Annotated in this window: 17 protein-coding genes; 11 read left to right on the top strand and 6 right to left on the bottom strand. The window is 48.5% G+C overall.

Annotated elements, in window-relative coordinates:
• Positions 1-107: 107 nt before the first annotated feature.
• From hemW to ACW6QF_RS14975, 4 genes are all read left to right on the top strand, one after another.
• Positions 108-1235 carry a radical SAM family heme chaperone HemW gene (hemW, locus tag ACW6QF_RS14960; RefSeq protein ID WP_456088412.1) on the top strand — a complete coding sequence of 376 codons (1128 nt, stop codon included), beginning with the start codon at positions 108-110 and terminating at the stop codon, positions 1233-1235.
• A 173-nt stretch (positions 1236-1408) separates the two neighbouring features.
• Entirely contained in the window at positions 1409-1984 is a 576-nt protein-coding gene (locus ACW6QF_RS14965) for a zeta toxin family protein (RefSeq protein ID WP_008154394.1), read from the top strand.
• A complete protein-coding gene (locus tag ACW6QF_RS14970) occupies positions 1977-2147 on the top strand; it encodes a hypothetical protein (RefSeq protein ID WP_005637232.1) in 171 nt (56 codons plus the stop codon). Before ACW6QF_RS14965 ends, ACW6QF_RS14970 begins: the two co-directional genes overlap by 8 nt.
• Before the next feature lie 125 nt (positions 2148-2272).
• Entirely contained in the window at positions 2273-4519 is a 2247-nt protein-coding gene (locus ACW6QF_RS14975) for an ATP-binding cassette domain-containing protein (protein WP_456088413.1), read from the top strand.
• Between the two features lie 207 nt (positions 4520-4726).
• On the opposite strand, the gene ACW6QF_RS14980 is transcribed toward ACW6QF_RS14975, so the two are convergent.
• The gene (locus ACW6QF_RS14980; RefSeq protein ID WP_298549640.1) at positions 4727-5092 is read right to left on the bottom strand and encodes a hypothetical protein; all 366 of its coding nucleotides are present in this window, start codon (positions 5090-5092) and stop codon (positions 4727-4729) included.
• Positions 5093-5556: 464 nt separating this feature from the next.
• The gene (locus ACW6QF_RS14985; RefSeq protein WP_298549642.1) at positions 5557-6693 is read right to left on the bottom strand and encodes an aldose epimerase family protein; all 1137 of its coding nucleotides are present in this window, start codon (positions 6691-6693) and stop codon (positions 5557-5559) included.
• A gap of 137 nt (positions 6694-6830) precedes the next feature.
• Here ACW6QF_RS14985 and ACW6QF_RS14990 point away from each other — a divergent pair, with 137 nt between their 5' ends.
• From ACW6QF_RS14990 to ACW6QF_RS15000, 3 genes are all read left to right on the top strand, one after another.
• Positions 6831-7625 (top strand): thymidylate synthase, encoded by a 795-nt coding sequence (locus tag ACW6QF_RS14990; RefSeq protein ID WP_298549644.1) that lies wholly within the window; start codon positions 6831-6833, stop codon positions 7623-7625.
• A 48-nt stretch (positions 7626-7673) separates the two neighbouring features.
• Complete coding sequence (locus tag ACW6QF_RS14995; protein ID WP_298549646.1) at positions 7674-8171, top strand: dihydrofolate reductase; 498 nt, start codon at positions 7674-7676, stop codon at positions 8169-8171.
• Positions 8172-8311: 140 nt separating this feature from the next.
• Positions 8312-13996, top strand: coding sequence for an alpha-2-macroglobulin family protein (locus tag ACW6QF_RS15000; RefSeq protein WP_456088414.1), 5685 nt, complete (start codon positions 8312-8314; stop codon positions 13994-13996).
• Here the strand turns inward: ACW6QF_RS15000 and ACW6QF_RS15005 are convergent.
• A complete protein-coding gene (locus ACW6QF_RS15005; protein ID WP_456088415.1) occupies positions 13993-14229 on the bottom strand; it encodes a hypothetical protein in 237 nt (78 codons plus the stop codon). The two genes, ACW6QF_RS15000 and ACW6QF_RS15005, sit on opposite strands and share 4 nt — an antisense overlap.
• Before the next feature lie 114 nt (positions 14230-14343).
• On the opposite strand from ACW6QF_RS15005, the gene ACW6QF_RS15010 reads away from it, so the two are divergent.
• The 4 genes from ACW6QF_RS15010 to ACW6QF_RS15025 all read left to right on the top strand — a co-directional run bounded on the left by ACW6QF_RS15010 (position 14344) and on the right by ACW6QF_RS15025 (position 19476).
• Positions 14344-14721, top strand: a complete 378-nt coding sequence (locus ACW6QF_RS15010; protein ID WP_298549651.1) for a DUF1573 domain-containing protein — start codon at positions 14344-14346, stop codon at positions 14719-14721.
• A gap of 25 nt (positions 14722-14746) precedes the next feature.
• Positions 14747-15862, top strand: a complete 1116-nt coding sequence (locus tag ACW6QF_RS15015) for a DUF1573 domain-containing protein (RefSeq protein ID WP_456088416.1) — start codon at positions 14747-14749, stop codon at positions 15860-15862.
• A gap of 16 nt (positions 15863-15878) precedes the next feature.
• Complete coding sequence (meaB, locus tag ACW6QF_RS15020) at positions 15879-16979, top strand: methylmalonyl Co-A mutase-associated GTPase MeaB (RefSeq protein ID WP_456088431.1); 1101 nt, start codon at positions 15879-15881, stop codon at positions 16977-16979.
• Positions 16980-17064: 85 nt separating this feature from the next.
• Positions 17065-19476 carry an outer membrane protein assembly factor BamB family protein gene (locus tag ACW6QF_RS15025; protein WP_456088417.1) on the top strand — a complete coding sequence of 804 codons (2412 nt, stop codon included), beginning with the start codon at positions 17065-17067 and terminating at the stop codon, positions 19474-19476.
• Positions 19477-19545: 69 nt separating this feature from the next.
• Here the strand turns inward: ACW6QF_RS15025 and pfkA are convergent, their stop codons facing one another.
• From pfkA to cmk, 3 genes are all read right to left on the bottom strand, one after another.
• Positions 19546-20526: a 6-phosphofructokinase gene (pfkA, locus tag ACW6QF_RS15030; RefSeq protein ID WP_298549655.1), complete on the bottom strand. Its 981-nt coding sequence runs from the start codon at positions 20524-20526 to the stop codon at positions 19546-19548.
• A gap of 96 nt (positions 20527-20622) precedes the next feature.
• Positions 20623-21495, bottom strand: a complete 873-nt coding sequence (locus tag ACW6QF_RS15035; protein WP_456088418.1) for a 4-hydroxy-3-methylbut-2-enyl diphosphate reductase — start codon at positions 21493-21495, stop codon at positions 20623-20625.
• Positions 21492-22190: a (d)CMP kinase gene (cmk, locus tag ACW6QF_RS15040; protein WP_298549657.1), complete on the bottom strand. Its 699-nt coding sequence runs from the start codon at positions 22188-22190 to the stop codon at positions 21492-21494. Before cmk ends, ACW6QF_RS15035 begins: the two co-directional genes overlap by 4 nt.
• Positions 22191-22980 lie beyond the last annotated feature (790 nt).

Genomic DNA, 22980 nt, shown 5'->3' on the forward strand with positions numbered 1-22980 from the left:
CAGTGTTTGAGAACTATGTTATTTAACAGTTCAAAGATAAAGAGCGGAAAGAAAGAGAGATAGAGATAAAATGTTGCTATCTTTGTCTCCATAAAAAGCAGAACAAAGTGGCAGGCTTATACATCCACATCCCCTTTTGCGCCAAACGGTGCCTGTATTGCGACTTCTTTTCCAATACGGAGATGAAGTTCAAGGAGCCGTATATCAATGCGATTATCCGGGAAATGGAATTGCGACAGGAATATATAGGAAAGGAGCCGGTCAAAACGATCTACTTCGGAGGCGGCACACCTTCGCAATTACAAGCCGGGGACTTCGAACGGATATTCGAGGCGGCAAACCGTTTATTCGACACAAGTGACTGCAGGGAGATCACGCTCGAGGCCAATCCCGACGATATGACGCCGGAATATGTAGCCTCCCTCCGCAACCTGCCTTTCAACCGGGTCAGCATGGGGGTACAAAGCTTCAAAGAAAAAGACCTCCGTTTCCTGAACCGGCGCCATGACCGCAAACAGGCTTTGCGTGCAGTCGGGCTTTGCAAAGAAAACGGCATCCAAGACATCAGCATCGACTTGATATACGGGTTGCCCGGACAGACCTTGGAAGAGTGGCAAGAGAATCTGGATGACGCGATCCGCCTGGATATTCCCCATATCTCCGCCTACCATTTGATATATGAAGAAGGGACAACCCTATATAAATTGATGGAAACCGGAAAAGTCACACCTGTTGAAGAAGAGTTGAGCGTCGCCCTTTTCTCTACATTAATCTATAAGCTGAACGAAGCCGGATATCTCCATTACGAGATTTCCAATTTCGCCCGCCCCGGCCACCTATCCCGGCACAACAGTTCCTATTGGACCGGTAAGAAATATCTGGGCATCGGACCTTCCGCCCATTCTTATGATGGAGAGAGCCGGCAATGGAACATTTCTTCCCTTCCCCGCTACTTACAAGGGATCAGGGCTGGCATTCCCGATATAGAGAGAGAAGAATTGGATATCAACACAAAATACAACGACTTTATTATCACCGGACTACGCACGATGTGGGGAATCCGGACAACCGACATCCGGGAGCGGTTCGGAGAAGAAAAGCAAGCCTATCTCGAACGGCAGGCCGCCGCTTATCTACATCAAGGGTTGCTTATCCGTGAAAACGACACTTTAAGGCTCTCGAAGGAAGGCATTTTCATCTCCGACGGCATAATGAGCGACCTTTTATGGATATAAAGGTATGTTGCAGACGTTTGACAAAGCCATTAAATTACACCAAACAGCCTGTTTTCACAACGAACCGAGGGGTTATCCGTACATTTTCTGCACATTTTTACTATTTTTGAGAATAAAATTAACCAACGTATTAAACTATTCTCTATATTTGCCCCAACAAAAGACAGTAAGTAGTGCCATATCTATACATAATATCGGGATGCAACGGGGCAGGGAAAACGACAGCTTCCTTTACAATTCTTCCAGAGATGTTGAAATGTAAAGAGTTTGTTAATTCCGACGAGATTGCTAAGGGGCTTTCCCCTTTTAATTCTGATAGTATCGCGGTAGCCGTTGAAGCCAGTCGTATTATGTATAAACGCATCAAAGAGCTGATCGCTTCGGGCGAAACGTTCGCAATGGAGACTACACTGGCCACCCGTTCAGGTGCAAACCTGATCCGGGAAGCACAAAGGGAAGGATATTATGTGACATTGTTATATTTTTGGTTGAATACACCGGATTTGGCAGTGGAACGAGTTAAGATGAGAGTGGCCGCCGGAGGACATAACATTCCGGAAAGTACTATCCGCCGTCGTTACGAGGCAGGTATTCACAATCTCTTTGAACTATATATCCCCATTTGTGATTATTGGATGATTGCAGACAACTCTATGTCGCCGATGGAAGTAATCGCCAAAGGCTTCAGGAGTGATAAAAAAGAGATATATAATTCGGATATTTATACAAAACTTGAGCATCATGAGTGAACAAGAAGTTAGAGAATTTGAAGAGAATATAGTTAAAGGTGCCAATATCGCTTTCCAGCGATTAGTCAACCAGAAAAAGAAAGAAGACGGTGAATTAGTCTTCTCGCGCAACGGATACATCTTCCGCGTAAAAGCTGCTGATTTAGAAAAAGGAATGTTTTAACTATCATATTGGATATACGAAAGGGGCTGGTGAATCAGATTCATCAGCCTTTTTTGTATCCGGACGTTTCCCCTTCCGAATTATATGATTACTTTTGACTCTGCCCAAAAGGAAGAATTAGAAATATGGAAAATATCAAAGTAACAGGTGCTTACGAGAATAACCTCAAGCATATCTCACTGGAGATTCCCAAGAAACGGATCACTATCTTCACCGGAGTTTCCGGTTCCGGTAAATCGTCTCTGGTGCTGGACACCATCGCCGCCAGTTCCCGGCGTGAACTGAATGAGACTTTTCCCAGTTTCGTCCAACAATATCTGCCGAAATACGGTCGCCCGCATGTAGACAAGATCGAGCATCTCCCGGTTGCCATCGTGATAGACCAAAAGAAACCGGCGCCCAACGCCCGCTCTACCGTGGGAACCTACACGGACATCTATTCCCTGCTCCGGCTACTGTTCTCACGTGTCGGGCAACCCTTTGTCGGCTATTCCGACACATTCTCTTTCAACCATCCGCAAGGAAGATGCCCTCGCTGCGACGGATTGGGAGAAGTGCGCGAATTGGATGTCCACAAACTGGTCGACTTCAACAAATCATTGAATGATGAAGACACGATCCATTACGTCGCTTTCCACCGGGGCGGATGGCGATGGATACGGTATGCTTGCAGCGGTCTGTTCGATCTGGACAAAAAGATTAAAGACTATACGCCGGAAGAGTTGGAGCTATTTCTCTATTCCCCCCAGATACGGCTCAAGAACCCGCCGGCCGACTGGCCCCGGACCGCCAAGTACGAAGGATTGGTAACCCGTATGTACCGCAGCATCATCAATTCGGAAGAGGGGAAATTGCATCAGAAGTTACTGGAACCGATGGTAACGATGGGCGTTTGTCCCGATTGCGGAGGCTCGCGACTCAACCGGACCGTCCTTTCCTGCCGGATCGGAGGGAAAAACATTGCCGAAGTCACCCGCCTCGCCATTCCCGATATCCTTGACTGGCTGCAGGATATCGACGATCCTTTGGCGGATGACCTGAAGCAGGCTATCGGAAACCGCCTGTCCGCCCTCGAAGAGATCGGGTTGGGATACCTGACACTCGACCGTAATATGGGAACGCTTTCCGGAGGCGAAGCGCAACGTTGCAAGATTGCCAAATATATTAATTCAGCCCTGTCCGACATGCTGTATGTGCTCGATGAGCCCAGTGTCGGGCTGCACAGCCACGACATCCGCCTGCTCAAAGCATCCGTACGGAAGTTGCGCGACCACGGCAACACGGTTCTCTTAGTGGAGCATCACAAGGAAATGATCCAGATCGCAGACCATATCGTCGACATGGGTCCCGGCTCCGGCATGAACGGCGGCAATATCCTGTATGAAGGCTGCTATAAGGGGTTATTGGAAAGCGGCACGCAAACCGGATCGATGATCGCAGAGAAATCGCCACTGAAAACGGAAATCCGTAGGGCGTCCGACTGGTTTACACTCGAACATGCGAGGGAGCATAACCTGAAGGATCTGACAGTCCGCTTTCCGCTCGGCCTGTTTACGGTGATCGCGGGAGTTGCCGGTTCGGGAAAAAGCTCCTTGATGGAATGCTTCCGTCAAGCCTGTGGAGAAGATGTGATTTACATCAGCCAGAAAAATATCGGTATCAGCCTGCGCTCCACCCCCGCCACTTATATCGGGGTAGCGGACGATATACGCAAACTCTTTGCCCGGAATAGCAAAGCCGGATTGAGCATGTTCACCTTTAACGGAAAAGGCGGCTGCCCGGTATGCGGTGGAAAAGGCGTGATCGTGTCGGACATGGCCTTTATGGATTCGATCGAAACCGTCTGTGAAGCCTGCGGCGGATTACGCTATTCACAAGAAGCGCTGCAATATACCGTCGACGGACTGAATATCGCAGAAGTGATGGACCTGACCGTACGGAAAGCATCGCTCCGTTTTGCCGGAACAGAGATAGAAAAGAAGTTGCAGCCCCTGATGAAAGTCGGATTGGGTTACCTGCACCTCAACCAGGCTCTTTCCACCCTTTCCGGTGGCGAACTGCAACGCGTCAAACTGGCCTCCTACCTCGACAACAAGGGTAAAATCTTTATCTTGGACGAACCGACCGACGGGCTTCATGTCAAAGACATACATCAAATCATCCATCTTTTCGATTCGATGGTAGACCAGGGCAACTCCGTCTTCCTGATAGAGCATAACCTGGATGTTCTGAAAGCGGCCGATTATGTGATCGAACTGGGTCCGGGCGGTGGACAAATGGGTGGCGAACTGCTCTTTTCCGGAACTCCGGCAGACATGCTTGTATGCGGACAGTCCGTTACGGCGGAATATCTAAAGAAAGAATTGCCTTAACCGATGTTCCCTAAGACAAACGAGGTTTAAGTTCCCAAAGTGGAAGAAAGCAAGCAGGAAAAGAGCGGAAAGCAAGCAGAAATGTTCAGAAACACGCCCATCTTCCGGCTTCCTACACCCGGATGTTGCCGCTTCCTACATCCGGATGTTCGGGACGGCTACACCCGGATGCACAGAGTCTTTTCATACTAACAAATTGTAATTAAATCACCTTTGCTCCGTCCGGCTGATCGTCAATATTTCGGAAAACGAGATCGGCCATTCGATGGCATTCATCAATGTTTCGAATGCAATCCTTAAACTAAGGGAGACAGGCGTGTGCCCGGAATAAAGATCACATACGGTCAATGCCAGCAACATCTTTTTGTTGTAATGCATTCCCTTCAAAGTTACCAGACTGGACAATACAGACACGGAACGTGCCCCTTCAAAGTCAGAATCGGTAATATCCGTTTTATCTCTCAACGATTGATAGTGGCGGCAGCTCTTTATATCGGCACTTGTACCCATAGCTTCCACTATATCCAATAATACACAACAGATTGCAATTCTTTCCGATTCTCCTGAGCTCATACTCAAATTATGGTGCCGCCCTGCTCCCCGATGTTTGGCATCTATATAATAAAAAGCGTGGGAACTGTTAATTTACTATTTGAAACTGAGGTATCGCCAAACACCCATCGGACAAATAATAAACAACAGCCCACGCTCTATTCTATATACACGGGTATATATAACAAGCGTGAGCGTCCAGTTGTCTATTATCTTTGTCCGACTTGAAAGTTGGCGATTTTCAGTTCCAAAGATAATATCTTAAACGCTTAACGTTATCCATCGACAGGACAGCCGAAAAGTCAAAGTTCCGGCAACCCTATGTCAATCGCAAAGATATACAAAAACGGCAAACTATATTGTTTACAAAGAAACATTAACAGATATAAATCAAAGATTTTTGACAATAAAAAGGGCGGCCTCTTACAGCCGCCCCTTCCCATCATTCCGATTGTCGGAAAGTCCCCCTAAAAATAATACGTATCTTACTTTTCAACCGTGAATTTATAAAGACACTCGCTGAAATACTTTTCGCCCGGACGCAGCACTACGCTTGGGAAGCCCGGCTGGTTGGGAGAATCGGGATAATGCTGTGTTTCAAGGCACAAAGCACCGCGATGCGGATAGATCACGCCTAACTTTCCTTTATCGCCATCCTTCGTCATTGCATTTCCGGCATAGAACTGGATACCCGGCTCGTTTGTGTACACTTCGAGACCGATACCGCTTTTTGCAGAAACAACTTTTGCAGCCAGGACATTGATGTCGCAATTGTTATTCAACACCCAGTTATGATCGTAGCCTTTGCCTCTCACCAGCTGATCGAACGGATCATCGATATGTGCGCCTACGGCAACAGCCGTACGCAAATCCATCGGAGTTCCTTCTACCGGATCAAGCGTACCGGTCGGGATCAACGTTTCATCAACCGGGACATAGGTGTCTGCCGCAATCATAATCGAATGATCCAGTATCTGCGAACCCGGGACACCGGAAAGGTTGAAATAGCTATGGTTCGTCAGGTTCACGACAGTCGGTTTGTCCGTTGTAGCCTCGTATTTGATATCGACGGCATTGTCGTTTGTTAATGTATATGTAACCTTGAGGTTCAGATTTCCGGGGAAACCGGCTTCACCGTCTTTGGAGAGATACGTCAGTTCCACACTCTGGTCATTTACCTGTTTGGCATCCCAAACAACCGTATGATAACCTTCCGGACCACCATGCAGGCAGTGTCCGTTGTTATTCTGCGGTAGCTGGTATTCGGCACCGTCCAACGAGAACTTGCCATTTGCGATACGGTTTCCGTAACGACCGATCAACCCGCCGTAGTTATTGTTCGGATTGTCCACATACTGTTGGACATTATCGTATCCCAAGACGACATCCGTCATTTTGCCATCCTTGTCGGGAACCATGACCGACACCAGGCGCCCGCCCCAGTTCGTCACACAGGCTTCCGCACCATTCTGGTTCTTCAACACATATAATGCAGTCGGTTTCCCCTGCACTTCTGATACGAAATCTGATTTCATCAGTCCAGAAAGAGTGGCTTCCTCTTTTTTCTCAGTACATGACAACAAAACACACATTGCCATGACAGCCATACATAGTCTCTTCATTTTCGATACTAATAAATTAAATGTTTGTTAGATAGGCAGCAAATATACGCTATTATTGTCAAAAACAAACGATGCTGTAGGATAATGTTGTTTAATACAAATCACTTTCGTACTTTTGTCTGTCATAATAAAGAAAAATGAAACAGTATTTAGAATTACTCGATCGTGTCCTCCGTGAAGGAGTTAAGAAAGAAGATCGGACAGGAACCGGTACATACAGTGTATTCGGACATCAGATGCGCTTCAATCTTGAAGACGGCTTTCCCCTGCTCACAACAAAGAAACTGCATTTGAAATCCATTATATATGAATTACTTTGGTTTCTTCAAGGCGATACAAATGCAAAATACTTGCAGGAACATGGAGTGAGGATCTGGAACGAATGGGCCGACCCTGATGGCAATTTAGGACATATCTACGGTTTCCAATGGCGTTCATGGCCGGACTATAAAGGCGGAAGCATCGATCAGATCAGTGAGGCGGTAGAGACAATCAAGCATAATCCGGATTCACGCCGTATCATCGTCAGCGCTTGGAATGTGGGGGATCTGGACAATATGAATCTGCCTCCCTGCCACGCTTTCTTCCAGTTTTATGTGGCAAACGGCCGCCTGAGCCTGCAAATGTACCAGCGCAGTGCCGATATTTTCTTGGGTGTACCTTTTAACATTGCCTCGTATGCATTGTTATTACAAATGATGGCACAGGTAACCGGACTGAAAGCCGGAGATTTTGTCCATACGCTTGGCGATGCACATGTTTATACCAACCATCTTGAACAGGTGAAGTTGCAATTGACGCGTGATCCGCGCCCTCTTCCCCGGATGGAAATCAACCCGGAAGTGAAAGACATATTCGGTTTCCGGTACGAAGATTTCAACCTGACGGGATACGACCCTCATCCTCATATCAAAGGTGAAGTGGCCGTATAAGAGATCTATGATAAATGATAAATCATAAATTATAAATCATAAATGGCAATGAGTACTATTTCAATTGTAGCAGCTATTTCCGACAATAATGCGATTGGGAAGAATCTGGGTCTGCTCTGGCACATGCCGGCAGACATGAAGCGTTTTAAAGACCTGACAACAGGCCACGCCGTAATAATGGGACGTAAAACTTTCGAGTCTTTACCAAAAGGCCCATTGCCCAACCGTAAAAATGTCGTGCTGACGACCATGCCGGAAGCAGGTTTCATCAATTGCTTTGCCTGCGAATCCATGCATGACGCACTGGATATCTGTGAAAAAGAAGAAAACATCTTCATCATCGGAGGTTCTCTGGTTTACAGACAAGGATTAGGGATTGCCGACAAGATGTACCTGACCCGCATTCATGGAGAGTTTCCGGATGCAGATGCATTTTTCCCTGTTGTCAACTGGGATCTGTGGGAAGAGGTGGAACGACAGGAATTTCCTGCCGACGAGAAAAATCCGTACCCCTACACATTCCTGACTTACGTTCGTAAAAAATAAAATTACTCCTAATTAACGGTAATTTTGCAACTTTTTGCTCTTTCTTTGTATCTATATAAGAAACGGGTTCGGATTTATGATTTTCGACTTACCAGTCCTACTTCATAAATCATAAATCTGGAATCATAAATCTGAAAGATATGAAGATAAGAGCAATTATTGTTTTAACCCTGATCGCATGCGGAATAGTATCTGCTATCTCCTACGTGAAGGCAAATCGGGTATCCACCAACGAAAAGGCTATCATAGAAGCCATCCAGACAAAAAATACCCCGGCATTGATCCAGTCGCTTATCACCCGGATGAAAAACCAACTGGAGAAAGACGCCGACACATTCCCCGAACTGATCAAAGAGATCGAGACTTATGCCGGCACATGCCCCGACTCCGCATCCGTGGCCGTACTCCACTCCATGATTGCGGAGATGTATAACAACTATTATATGCAAAACCGTTGGAACATCAACCAGCGGACCGAACTGGCAGGCTATGTCCCCGATGATATCCGGGAATGGACTTCCAACCTCTTCAAGGAAAAGATCAAACAGGAACTGAGACTATCTCTCCAACCGGCGCAGTTACTGCAACAAACACCGGTCAGCCAGTATAACCTGATCCTGAAGAAAGGAAAAGACATGCCTCAACTTCGTCCTACCCTATATGATTTCCTTGCTTTCCGGGCGATCGACATACAACCGTCTGCAATATGGTACAAGGATCTGATTGCTTTCCGTCGGACACAACCGGATAAGAAAGCGTTATTACTGGACGAACTGGACTACTGGCAATATAAATACGACAACCAGGCAGCAAATACGACCGACTACCGAAACGCGTTGGACAGCCTATATAAGGTATATGAAAAAGAACCGTTTGCCGCCGAAATACGGATCGCCAGTATGAATCTCCTCCAACGGGAACGCTATCAAGGCAACAAGGCTCATCAGGATTCCATCCAGGCGCTCATTTATACGCTTTGCAAAGAAAGCATTGCACAATATCCCCAATATGACCGGATCAACATTTTCAAGAACCAACTGAACGAAATGGAAACGCCGGTCTTGAATATCCAATCCGACAACAATGTGTATCCGGGCAAGGATCTCACGTTGCAAATCAAGTATGTCAACACGCCTCAATTAGTTGTGCGCATCTACAAAAGCCTTCGCCAGCCGGAAGATGCCTGGCGGAATTACTACAAGAACAGTAAAAGCATGCGGGGAAAGCTGGTAAAAGAGGTCACATTCAAGATGGATCTCGCCAATTCATACACCGAAGCCGATTCCACGCTGACCATTCCGATGGACCAATTGGGATTGTACGAATATGTGATTACGGTTCCCGGTAGACAACTGTCCGTTTCCAACCGTTTCAGCGTCAGCCGTCTGGCAGCCCTTACCCGTAGCCAGACAAACAATTCGGAAGTACTTGTCACCGACCTCGAAAGCGGCAAACCGATCGAAGGGGCGACCGTCATCTATTACAAAACCAATATGATGAACGGAACAATCCAGCGTCAAGGAGAAGTCAAGACAGACCGGTTAGGGATCGCCGTCCTTCCCGCCCAAAAGAAGATCGAACACATACGTCCGGTATTCCGCGAAGACACCTCTTCCATCATCACAAATATATATCCGTACGGAACTTCCCGCTCCGACCAGAAAAAAGAAAGAGTCGATTTGTCGCTCTTCACCGACCGGGGCATCTACCGGCCGGGACAAAACGTATTCTTCAAAGGAATCGCTTATGTAAAAGATACGGACAACCCGCATGTGGTGGCCGGACGAACCTATACCGTCACCTTGCGGGATGCCAACTACAAAGAAGTGGCCAGCAAAGAATTCAAGACAGACCGGTTCGGTTCCTTCAACGGAGAATTTACCATCCCGGCACAGACCTTGAGCGGAAACTTCACGCTTGTTTCGGAGCGGACCCGCACAAACATCCGGGTAGAAGAATATAAACGCCCGACTTTCAAAGTCAGCTTCCTGCCAATCCAGGAAGAAGTCTCCTTCGGCCATCCTGTGAAGATCACAGGTGAAGCGCAGACTTTCTCCGGTATCGACCTCCAGACCGGCGAGGTAAACTGGACAATCACCCGCCGGCCGTTCTGGGCACGTTTTTATATGCCGGACCCGTTCGACTTCACATACAAACAAGTGGCTAACGGAACGGCAAAGATTGACAACAAAGGCAATTTCACGATTTCCTTCGTACCCGAACGGCCGGGAACTTCGGATATGCGCCCTGCCTTCCAGAGCTACGAAGTAACGGCAACCCTGACCGACAGCAAAGGAGAGACACAAGAAGCAAGCTATACATTCTCCGTCGGCGATACAGGTATCCTATTGGATATCCAAATGCCCGGACAGGAAATGGAAAGCGATTCCGCCAAAGCAGTGATAACGGCCTATACGGTGAACAGGCAGAAAGCATCTGCGGAAGGAAGTTACACGATCTATTCACTGTCGGACGAAAAGCCGGAAAAGGATATGTTCGGTACAGACCGGTACAAAATCAATAAACTGGTAGCTGTGGGAACTTTCATAACGGGAGACGAAATATCACCTGCCGTATTCCGCGAACTTCCCGCCGGACGCTATCGTCTGGAAGTGAAATCGACCGACTCCAACGGGAAAGAAGTTTCCGCCAATCAAGACTTCATCCTGTACAACCGACGGGACAAACGGCCGCCCGTATTTATGCACACCTGGCTGATCGAGGAAAAGACTACCTGCGCTCCGGGAGAAGAGGCTGCGTTCATATTCGGCACCTCCGACAAAGACACCCATATAGTATATGAAGTATATTCAGCTACCAACAAATGTATAGAGCGTAAACAGATCCGGTTGAGCGATGAAAACCGGACATTCCGCATTCCGTTCAAGGAAACGGACGGGGAAGGTTTCACAGTATCCTTCACTTTTGTCAAAGACGGCAAGGCGTATGTGACGCAAGTCCCGGTCTACCGCCGCCAGCCGGACCGGAGATTGACGATCCAAACCGAGACATTCCGCGATCATTTATTGCCGGGGAGCAAGGAAAACTGGAAATTCCGTATTACGGATGCAGATTCAGCCTCCGTCTCAGCAGAGGTATTGGCGAGCATGTACGATGCCTCATTGGATAAGCTGTTGCCTTTCAAGTGGTCGTTTTCTCCTAAAAGAGATATTTACCTACATGCACCGCGCTTCTCGGAAGGAACCGCATTCACAAACAGTAGCCGGTACGAAACAGGAGACCGGAAAGGATTGAACGTCCCGCAATACCAATACGACCGCCTCGACTGGCAAGGCGTTTTGTCGTTGGGATATCGCTACGGACGCAGCAACCAGGTCTTTGCAACCGGAGCCGTCATGAAATCGGCAGCCGCCCCGGCTGTAGCCGAAGTTCTCAGCATCACCGACGACAGTGCGCCGTTGGAAGAATCGGCAATAAAAGCGGACCAAGGTGTCGCTAATATCATTGCAGAAGAAGAGGTGGAAGAAAGCGGAAAACCTTTCTTCCCGAATAACTCGGTCGAACTTCGTGAAAACTTCGCCGAAACCGCCTTCTTCTATCCGGCATTAGTGACCGACGAAGCAGGCGATGTAGCGTTCAGCTTCACAATGCCCGAAAGCAACACGACCTGGAAACTGCAACTGTTAGCACAGACGGAAGACCTGAAATACGGCTACCTGTCCCGCGAGATCATCACCAATAAGCCGTTGATGGTAACTCCCAACCTACCGCGTTTCCTGCGTCAGGGCGATGAAGTGACCATCACGACGCAAATCAGCAACCAATCCTCCGCCACTATGAACGGACGCGCCAGCCTGGAACTATTCGATCCGGACAACGACCAGCCGGTGATCTGCCTCACCAAATCGCAGAAACCTTTCACCTTGGGGGCCGACAGCACCACGACTGTCAGTTGGTCATTCAAGGTTCCGGCCTCTGCGGCGGGTGTCATCGGTTGCCGTATCGTGGCCGATTCGGATAAAGGAAGTGACGGCGAACAGCATTTAATCCCGGTTCTTTCGAACGAGATATTAGTGACGGAAAGCACCCCGTTCTACCTGTTCGACAAGAGCGAAGAAGTGATCCGCCTGAAAGACAACAAAGGTATCCGTCCGTTCCGCACGACACTGGAGCTGACCGCCAACCCGATCTGGTATGCCGTACAGGCGCTGCCGACTCTCACCCAACCGGAAAACGACAACGTCATTTCCTGGTTCGCCTCTTATTACAGCAATACGTTGGCAAGCTACATCGCCACCGCCCACCCCCGCATCCAGCAGGTCATCAGCCAATGGAAAGCACAAGGCGGAAACGCCTCTACGCTCTATTCCAACCTGGAAAAGAATGCAGAACTGAAAAACATCCTTCTACAGGAAACACCCTGGGTATTGGAAGCGGACAATGAAACGGAACAAAAACAGCGTTTGTCGCTCCTTTTCGATCTGAACCGGGCAGCCGGACAACGGGAGATCGCCCTCCGCCATCTTCTCGACCTGCAAACGCCGGATGGAGGCTGGGGATGGTTCAAAGGCATGTATCCGAGCCAGGAGATCACGCTTTATATTTTGAAAGGGATGAACCAACTGACCGAGTTGAATGCTGTCGAATATAACCAGCAGGAAAAAGAGATGCAGATAAAAGCCCTGACATTCGTGGACAAACAAATCCAGTCCGATTATGAGGCATTACAAAAGATCAAGAACTGGCAGAAAAATGAAATTTCTCCATTGGAAATCGAATACCTGTTTGTCCGCAGCCAGTACCGCGACATCCCTGAGTTAGGTTCGGCACGTGAAGCGATCCGCTACTACACGAACCTGGCAGAAAAACAATGGAGCAAACAATCCATCTATGGGAAAGGAGAAATAGCGTGGCTCATGTGGCGCAACGGGAAGAAAGAAACCGCCGGTGACATCCTTGTCTGGTTGCGTAAAACAGCATCCACTTCAGCAGACAAAGGCATGTACTGGGCAAACAACCGGAGAGGGGAAAACTTCTTTGTCTCCCCGATCGACACCCATTGCCTGCTGATGGCTCTCTTTAATGAAGTTTCGCCCGACAAACAAAAAACGGACCGGATGAAACAATGGTTGCTCAGCCAGAAACAGACACAGAACTGGGAATCCGTCCCGGCTACGGTCAACGCAATTTATGCTTTACTCCTGACAGGTAGCGACTGGCTGGACGCCAACAACACCTGTACCGCCAAGTGGGGCAAGCAAACATACAGCACCACAACCGGAGAATCGGCCACCGGCTACCTGAAAGTAACCGTATCGGATGAAAAAAGGATTGCATCCGAAGGAAATACCATCTCCATCCGGAAGGAAGGAGCGGCGCCTGCGTGGGGAGCTGTCTACGAGCAATATTTCCAGAATATCAACGATGTGAAAAAGCAGAAAGGTATCCTGAACGTAGAAAAGAAGCTATTCGTAGAAACGAATAACGGAACGGAACAACAACTTCGTCCCGTCACCCCGGATGAACCGCTTCGTATCGGCGACAAAGTGATCGTCCGCCTTGTGGTCCGCACCGATCGCGAAATGGACTATGTCTTTCTGAAAGACCTCCGTGCCGGTTGCTTTGAACCGGCGGCCCAACTTTCCGGTTCTGTCTACAGGGACGGAGTCGGGTATTACCAGTCGCCGACAGATGTTTCGGAGAATTTCTTCTTCGACCGCCTGCCCCAGGGGACTTTTGTACTGGAATATGCCGTATACGTGTCACGCACCGGTGAATATGCAGGCGGTATCAGTACGATCCAATGCCTCTATGCACCGGAATTCGTCTCGCATACGGAAGGAAACATCGTCAAGGTGGATTAAGCGAAGCTCCCGGCAGAAGACAACGCATGTGCAGCCAGCCCCGCCGGCTCCCGGCGAAGATAGCTGCACGTGAATCCGGTCCTGCTGGCTCTCGGCAAAGCCGGCTGCATGTGAATCTGCCTCCGCTGGCTCCCGGTAAAGCCGGCTGCACGTGAATCTGCCTCCGCCGGCTCCCGGCAGAACCAGCTGCATGTGAATCCGGCTCTGCCGGCTCCCGGCGACGGTAGCTGCACGTGAATCCGGCCTCCCCGGCTCGCGGCGGAAGCAGAATTTTATTTTTTAAAGAAACTAATTCAGTAGTAAACATTATCTTTGCATTCTAAACAATAGCTAAATAAAAAGAGAAGATGAAACAGATTATTTTTATTTTCATGGCGATCCTGTTGGCAACAGGAATGGCATCAGCTCAGAACAAGGCTGTAATCTCGGCAGATGAAACCTCTTTCGATTTCGGAACGATCAAGGAAGCGAACGGCAATGTGTCGCACACTTTTAAAATAAAGAATACAGGCGAAGCACCGTTGGTCCTGACACGTGTCATCGCCTCTTGCGGCTGCACGACACCGGAATGGACCAAAGAACCGATTGCCCCGGGTAAAACAGGCGATATTAAAATCACTTACAACCCGAAAGACCGTCCCGGCCCTTTTGTCAAGACTATTTCCGTATACAGCAACGGTAAAACCGGTAGTTTTATCCTGACAATCCGGGGAGAAGTAGAATAATAACAGGAAAACTGAACGATAAAGAATGTTGAACAGAAACAAACTGGTCTTTATTCTCGCCGGTATACTGTTTGCAATAAACAGTATATCGGCACAAAATAACGCCCAAATCAGTGCAGACGAGCTGATCCATAACTTCGGAACGATAGGGGAATCCGATGGATTGGCAAGTCACGTATTTACGATCAAAAACACAGGTAACGGCCCGCTTGTCATCACGCGGATCACGGCATCCTGCGGCTGTACGCAGCCCGAATGGACCAAAGAGCCCATCGCTCCGGGAAAGACCGGAGAAGTAAAAGTAACCTACAACCCGAAAGGACGTCCCGGCCCTTTTTACAAAACTATAGCGATCTACAGTAACGGAAAAAAAGGCAGTTTCTCCTTAGGTATCAAAGGAAACGTAACCCCTAAAGAAGCTCAACCCATACTGATTTATCCGTATAGCATCGGCGACCTGAAACTGCAAACAAAAAATATTCTTTACAGCACGATCCGCCCCGAAGAAACATTGGGAGAAAAGATCAACCTGATCAATGAAGGAAAAACATCCCTGAACATCCATTTAGGAAAAACGCCTCATTATCTGAACGTCGTAGCCAATCCTACAAAACTGGCTCCGGGTGAAACAGGCGAAATATCCATCCTCATGAATGCGAAAGAGGCAAAACGAAAAGGCCGCATGACAGCCGAAATTCCGGTAACGGTCGAAAGTATCGGTCAGAAGAAAGGAACAGAAGGCAAACTGCATGTTGCAGCCAATATCATAGACGACTTCAGCAAACTGACTGCCTCTGAGAAGGCGAAAGCTCCGGTAGCCCAGCTATCGGGCACCTTGCTCGACTTCGGCAAACTGCCCGATAAAAGCAGCTTTATCCCGTTGGTCGGCGGAAGGGTGAGCGGGACGATCGAAATCACCAACTCCGGGAAATCGCCGCTTGTCATCTATAGCGCGACCTGCGATGACGAACGTGTCGCTGTTTCCGGCGGCAAAAGAGAAATCAAACCGGGCACGACAGCCACTTTCAAAGTGACAGTACGCCCGAAAGAGATAAAAACAAAACTGGAAGCCCTCATCAATTTCGTATGCAACGACCCGAACGGTCCGGTACGGCTTGTGAAGGTAACCGCCAATAAATAACCAATTGTCTAAAATGATGGAACATCCCGAAAACGACGATCTGTACAGAGGATTAAAGGTGAACAAAGGCGTAGCCGATGTGCCGACGGTAAATCCTTATCTGAAAAGAAGGATTCAACGTAAAGAATATACGCCCGCCGAATTTGTGGAAGGCATACTGAAGGGGAACATTACGATCCTCAGCCAGGCAGTGACGCTGGTGGAAAGCTCCAAATACGAACACCAGCAAGTAGCACAAGAGATTATCGAAAAATGCTTGCCACATGCAGGAAAGTCGGTCCGCATCGGTATCACCGGCGTGCCGGGCGCCGGTAAAAGTACCTCGATCGATGCGTTCGGTATGCATCTGATAGGGGAAGGACGTAAACTGGCCGTGCTGGCGATCGACCCCAGCAGCGAGCGCTCGAAAGGCAGCATCCTCGGCGATAAAACCCGAATGGAAGCCTTGTCCCGTGAAAAGAACGCTTTCATCCGCCCTTCGCCATCGGCGGGTTCTTTAGGTGGCGTTGCCCGTAAAACACGCGAAACGATCGTGCTCTGCGAAGCCGCCGGGTTCGACACGGTATTTGTCGAGACAGTCGGTGTCGGACAAAGCGAAACGGCTGTCCACTCGATGGTCGATTTCTTCCTGTTGATCCAGCTTGCCGGTACCGGAGACGAACTGCAAGGCATCAAGCGCGGCATCATGGAGATGGCGGACGGGATCATCATCAACAAGGCGGATGGCGACAACCTGGAAAAAGCGAAACTGGCAGCCGCGCAGTTCCGTAACGCCTTGCATCTCTTCCCGGCTCCCGAATCAGGCTGGTTCCCGAAAGTATTGACCTATTCGGGTTACTACAACCTGGGGATTAAAGAAATCTGGGACATGGTCGGAGAATATATGGAATTCACCCGAAAGAACGATTACTTCGATTACAAGCGCAACGAACAGGCCAAGTATTGGATGTACGAAAGTATCAACGACACGCTCCGCGAAACGTTCTACCACAATCCGGCGGTAGAAAACATGTTGAACTTCACGGAGCAACAGGTATTGAATAACGAGATCAGCTCATTCGTTGCCGCCAAACGGATGATGGATCTGTTCTTGGAGAATCTGTCTGCAAAGAAATAAATATAAACACACAATACCGGTCTTATCCGGTTCACGAGTGTCTCAAAGGCTCATTTTGAGGCACTCGTTTTTTATCTGAATTATCATGGAAAAGAAAAAACTTATACTGCTATTGCTAAGTTGTGCGGTAATCACGGAGGCTCATGCAGCCTACCAAGGCCGCGTGTATGTAGACTCCAACCGGAACGGAATCTACGACAAAGGAGAGAAAGTCTTAAAAGACATCCGGGTTTCCGACGGATTAAACGTTGTCAAAACGAATGCCGAAGGTCTTTACACACTTCCCGGACACGAACGGGAACGGTTTATCATCATCACCACTCCTTCCGGCTACAGGACAGACAATCAATATTACCGGCGGATCAACGGCACAGGGCAAACATACGATTTCGGCCTGCAAACCTGGAAAGGACGCATCAGGCCGGATGGCAGCCACAAGTTCATCCATATTTCCGACACCGAGATATTCAACACGGAGAACCAGGAAGACTGGGCGAATAACGTCCGGGATTATGCAGCCAATGAGAACATCGCATTTATCATCCATACCGGCGATATCTGCTATGAAAACGGATTGAAGAATCATATCCATCTGATGAACACGTCGAACATGGATTGCCCGATGTTCTACTGTATCGGCAATCATGATCTTGTAAAAGGGAAATACGGGGAAGAAGTTTTTGAAAATGTTTACGGCCCGGTCTATTACTCCTTCGACTTCGGAAATGTCCACTATGTCGTTACCCCGATGGCAGGAGGCGATCATCAGCCCGGCTATACAAAAGAAGACGTTTACCGCTGGCTGAAGAACGACCTGGCACAGGTTCCGGCCGGAAAACCAATCATGGTGTTTAATCACGATTTGCTGACTTCCGGGAACGAGTTTGTTTTCGGTATCGACGGAAACGAACAGATCAACCTGAACGAACATAACCTGAAAGCCTGGTTATACGGGCATTGGCATAACCATTTCGTTCGCAAACAAGGAGAAGTATTAACGATATCGACAGCAACGCTTGACAAAGGAGGAATCGACCACTCGACTTCCGCCTTCCGCGTGGTGGACGTAGACCGGAAAGGAGATATCCGGACCTCCCTTCGCTATACATATATAAATAAGTCCATTGAAATCGCCTCGATCGCGAATGAGGCATGTGCAATGACGGCAGACGGAAAGGTTCCCGTATCGGTCAACACATACAATGCGGTTGCTCCTGCCGTGCGTGTCACTTATAGTTGTGCCGTGGACGGCAAGATTGTCCAGCCGGAAACACAGCTTACTCAAAATACAGATTGGAACTGGTCCGGAAAGGCCAATCTCCCGGCAGATTGTAAAGGCAAACGGGTTTTCATAACAGCAAAAGCGTTGTTCGACAATGGAGAAATAACAGTCAGCTGTTCCTCATTTTTGTACCAGCCGGAAGAGATTGGCGAAACTCCTCAACTGGCGTGGATCCGGAATGTAAATGCCAACCTTTACTTTTCATCTCCGGTCGTTGCCGGTGGCAACGTGTATGTCGCTTCTCTCGATGAGGATTTGAAGGGAGAAGGCGCGATATTTGCTCTGGATGCAAAGACTGGTGAATTACAATGGAAGTATCCGGTACGCAACTCCATCAAAAACACGATTGCCGTTGACGAAGGGACCGTCTTCGCACAAGATGCGGAAGGTTACTTATACGCCATCGACGCACAGACGGGCAAACTGAAATGGGATATAAAGATGAATGTCGCCGGCCTCCCTGTCCTTGTAGACGGACTGACAGCCGCCAATGGCATCGTCTATGTCGGAAGCGGAAAGGCATTCGGGGCCTATAACGGGAAAACGGGCGAAGCTGTCTGGCTGAACAAAGGCTGGCCGCAAGGAGAAGCCACGACATCGACTCCCCTGCTGATAAACGGAGTTGTTGTTTCAGGTGCAAACTGGCGAGGCTTCTACGGCAACGATGCACAAACGGGAGAACTGCTTTGGAAACTCGATAAAGACGGGATCACGGACAGAGGCGCAACACCGGCCTATGTCGGCAACCTGCTTTATGTCGCTTCGCGCCAGTCTTTATTTATCATCGACAGCCGTTCGGGGAAAGTGGTGGTCCGCAAAGAGTTGCCATTCAATGTACAGGTCAACTCCACTCCGTTAGTAACGGACAACCTGATTATGTTCGGTACACAAACGGACGGTCTGGTAGCACTCGATCGTGAAACATTTGAAGTCAAATGGAAAGCTCAAACTTCACCGGCCCTGGTTTATACTGCTCCTTACTCCCGCCATCCCGCCGCTACGATCGAAACAAGTCCCCTGTTTGTCGGAGGAACGGTTTATTTCGGTGCATCCGACGGCATTATCTATGGAGTCAATCCGGAAAACGGGCAAACGGTCTGGAAACACAAAACGGGCGCACCTCTGTTCTCGACATTGGCAACAGACGGACGCATGATCTTCGCTACCGACTTCGGAGGCAATGTTTATGCATTCAGGTGTAACGGATCATTATAGTCGGACAAGGATATAAAAAGCCCCGCGAAACTCTTCCGCAGGGCTTTTTATATCCTTGTCAAGAACAAATCAAATGGAAGAAATACGCAACGTATTCAACAGATCACGATTGATCGGTTTGTCATTCTTGATTGCTTTCGAGAAAGGAACATACACGATTTCATCGTTTTGAATTCCCATCATCACATTACGCTGGTCGTCCAGCAATGCATCGACTGCGGCAACTCCCATGCGGGTAGCCAAAATACGGTCCTGCGCTGTCGGCGAACCACCACGTTGCAAGTGTCCCAAAATCGAAACGCGCACGTCGAACTGCGGATATTCCTTCTTCACACGTTCGGCAACGCCCATAGCACCACCGGTCACTTCACTTTCCGCAACAAGAACGATACTGCTGTTCTTCGACTTACGGAAACCGGTTTCGATCATCTCGGCCAACTGGTCTTTCTCCACCGATATCTCCGGAATGATAGCCGCTTCCGCACCCGACGCAATCGCACCGTTCAAAGCCAGGAATCCGGCATCACGCCCCATCACTTCGATAAAGAACAGACGGTCATGGGAAGTTGCCGTGTCACGGATTTTATCGACACATTCCATGATTGTATTCAAAGCCGTATCATAGCCGATCGTGATATCCGTACCATACAGGTCATTATCGATCGTACCGGGCAGGCCGACAATCGGATAATTAAATTCCTGTGCAAAGATGCGGGCGCCGGTCAACGTCCCGTCCCCCCCGATGGCAACCAAAGCATCGATGCCGTGCTCCATCAGTTTGTCGTAAGCCTGCTTACGGCCTTCCGGTGTCTTGAACTCTGCACAACGGGCCGTCTTCAGGATAGTACCGCCGCGCTGAATAATATTACTTACATTCTGAGTCTTGAAATTTTCAATTTCGTCGGTTATCAAGCCCTTGTATCCACGATAGATACCTTTAACGGACATTCCGTTGTAAATAGCGGAACGTGTCACTGCACGAATAGCAGCGTTCATTCCGGGAGCATCACCTCCGGACGTTAAAATGCCAATACACTTAACTGCAGACATAGCGTCTTATATTTTATATGTTCGCGGCAAAAGTAATAATTATTTGCCAAAAAGCTGTCTATTTTCCAAAACTTCATCAAATCTTAACCCGAAAGGTCAGCGGTTGGCATTCAACTCACGGATGCGCACAGCTACTTCTTCCATCAACCATTTCGGGGTAGACGTGGCTCCGCACACCCCCACGCTGTTCACACCTTCCGGCAACGGCTCGGTAATTTCCTTCGCTTCGGAGATAAAGACCGTGTTCGGGTTCGCCTTCCTGCATTCTTCCAACAGCATCTTGCCATTGGAACTTTTCTTTCCGGCAACAAAATACACCCAATCATGCCTGGAAGCAAACGTCTTGATGTTCGGCAACCGGTTCGCCACCTGGCGGCAGATCGTATCGAAATACTCGAACCGAACTCCCTCCGCAATACGGCGCCGGATCTCGGCCACCACTTCACGGAACCCGTCCAGCGACTTGGTCGTCTGTGAGAAGAGGCAGATATTCCGGTTAAAATCCAGCCGGTCGAGATCCTCCACCTTCTCGATAACGACAGCAGTACCTTCCGTCTGTCCGACCAGGCCGTTTACCTCGGCATGCCCTTTCTTTCCATAGATCACAACCTGCGTATGGGTGTCGCGCGTAGCCACATAACATTTATGTATCTTACGCTGCAATTGAAGCACCACCGGACAGGTCGCATCTACGATCGTTATATTGTTCCGCCGGGCAATCTCGTAAGTCGACGGCGGTTCTCCATGCGCCCGAAGCAACACCTTTTCACCTTTCAGGCGGGTAAACTCATCGTGCTCGATCGTCCGCAGCCCTGACTCCTCCAACCGTTCCACTTCCAGGCTGTTGTGCACGATATCTCCGAGGCAATACAACCGGTCCGTATTTTTCAGTTCACGTTCGGCGCTTTCGATAGCCGTCACCACCCCGAAGCAAAAGCCGGAACCTTTATCTATCTCGACTTCTATCATAATGAATCCGTCTCCACTACTTTTTCATACTGTTCCAACAGCCAGGCCTTCTGTTCGGCAATCGTCAGATGCGAGTTATCCAGCTCCAGCGCATCGTCCGCCTTACGGAGCGGGCTTTCGGCACGCGTCATATCGATATGGTCACGCGTCTTGACATTTTCGAGGACTTCTTCAAAAGAAGCCGCCTCCCCTTTGGCTTTCAGTTCGTCCAGACGGCGTTGGGCACGCACTTCCGGACTGGCTGTCACGTAAATCTTCAGTTCTGCATCCGGGAACACAACCGTACCGATATCCCGGCCGTCCATCACGATCCCCTTCGCTTTTCCCATCTCCTGCTGCTTGGCAACCATCGCACGGCGTACAAAACCTAAAGCGGCAATCGGGCTTACCCGGTTGGCGACTTCCATGCCCCGGATCTCTTTTTCCACTTTCACACCGTTCAGATAGGTATCGGGACGTCCGGTTTCCGGGTTAAAACGAAAAGAGATATCGATGTCGCCCATCGAATCCTGCAACTTCTTTTCATCGATTCCCCCGTCCGCAAAGAATCCATGTTGCAGGCTGTACAACGTAACCGCCCGATACATCGCTCCCGTATCAATATAAGTATATCCCAACTCCTTTGCCAAATCTTTTGCCATCGTGCTCTTCCCGGTAGAAGAGACACCGTCTATCGCTATAATAATCTTTTTCATTGCCATATATATTAATGTAAAGGAGTTGCAAATATACAACAGATTATTTTCCTTCCCTTTATAAATTATCCTATTCATCCTTATATTTTATTGTTTTCCACATAATTCATTAACCGTCCGCTTGCCGGCGAACGATCTATAAGTTATGGCAAAGATGCTAATGTAAGGTGAGTTCGATATAATCCAATAAATTATAACAAGAGTAACCGCATCAAAATTTTCCAAGGCTGTGATCTTCATACGAAGTTTTCTGCAAATCATCTGTCACTCTATCACTATGAAGATTGTATCCGTTGATATTCAAACGTTAGTAGCAATGATACATGACGTTTTCATCTATCACTCATCTATCACTCCTAAAACATGGTATTTCTATCATATAATTGAAAAACAGCACATTGTCCTCTTTCGCTTTTGAAAAAGCATATCAAATAATCAAATAAACAAATGTAAAAACGAATACAATAGGTGTTAAATTGGCTGAATACGGTTCTTCATTCCACAAAAGCCATCTCTTTTTTAGCAAAGGACAAGCACATAATCCCGTAAACACCCCCATGTCGCCACCCTTTACACCCGGGTGTGCCGGCTCTCTACACCCGGGTGTAAAAAGGGGCAACAGGGGGATGTCCGGCAACTAAAGCACCTTTCCGGGCCATGAGAACTACTTGGTTTTACATATTTTATAGTCGTTTTTACATATAATAATCGAATGATTTGCAGGAGTGAGAATAGGGCGCTTGTTGTTTGTGTTATTTACAATACACTCATATACAAGTATTTACAAACA

The organism is Parabacteroides sp., assembly GCF_977054455.1.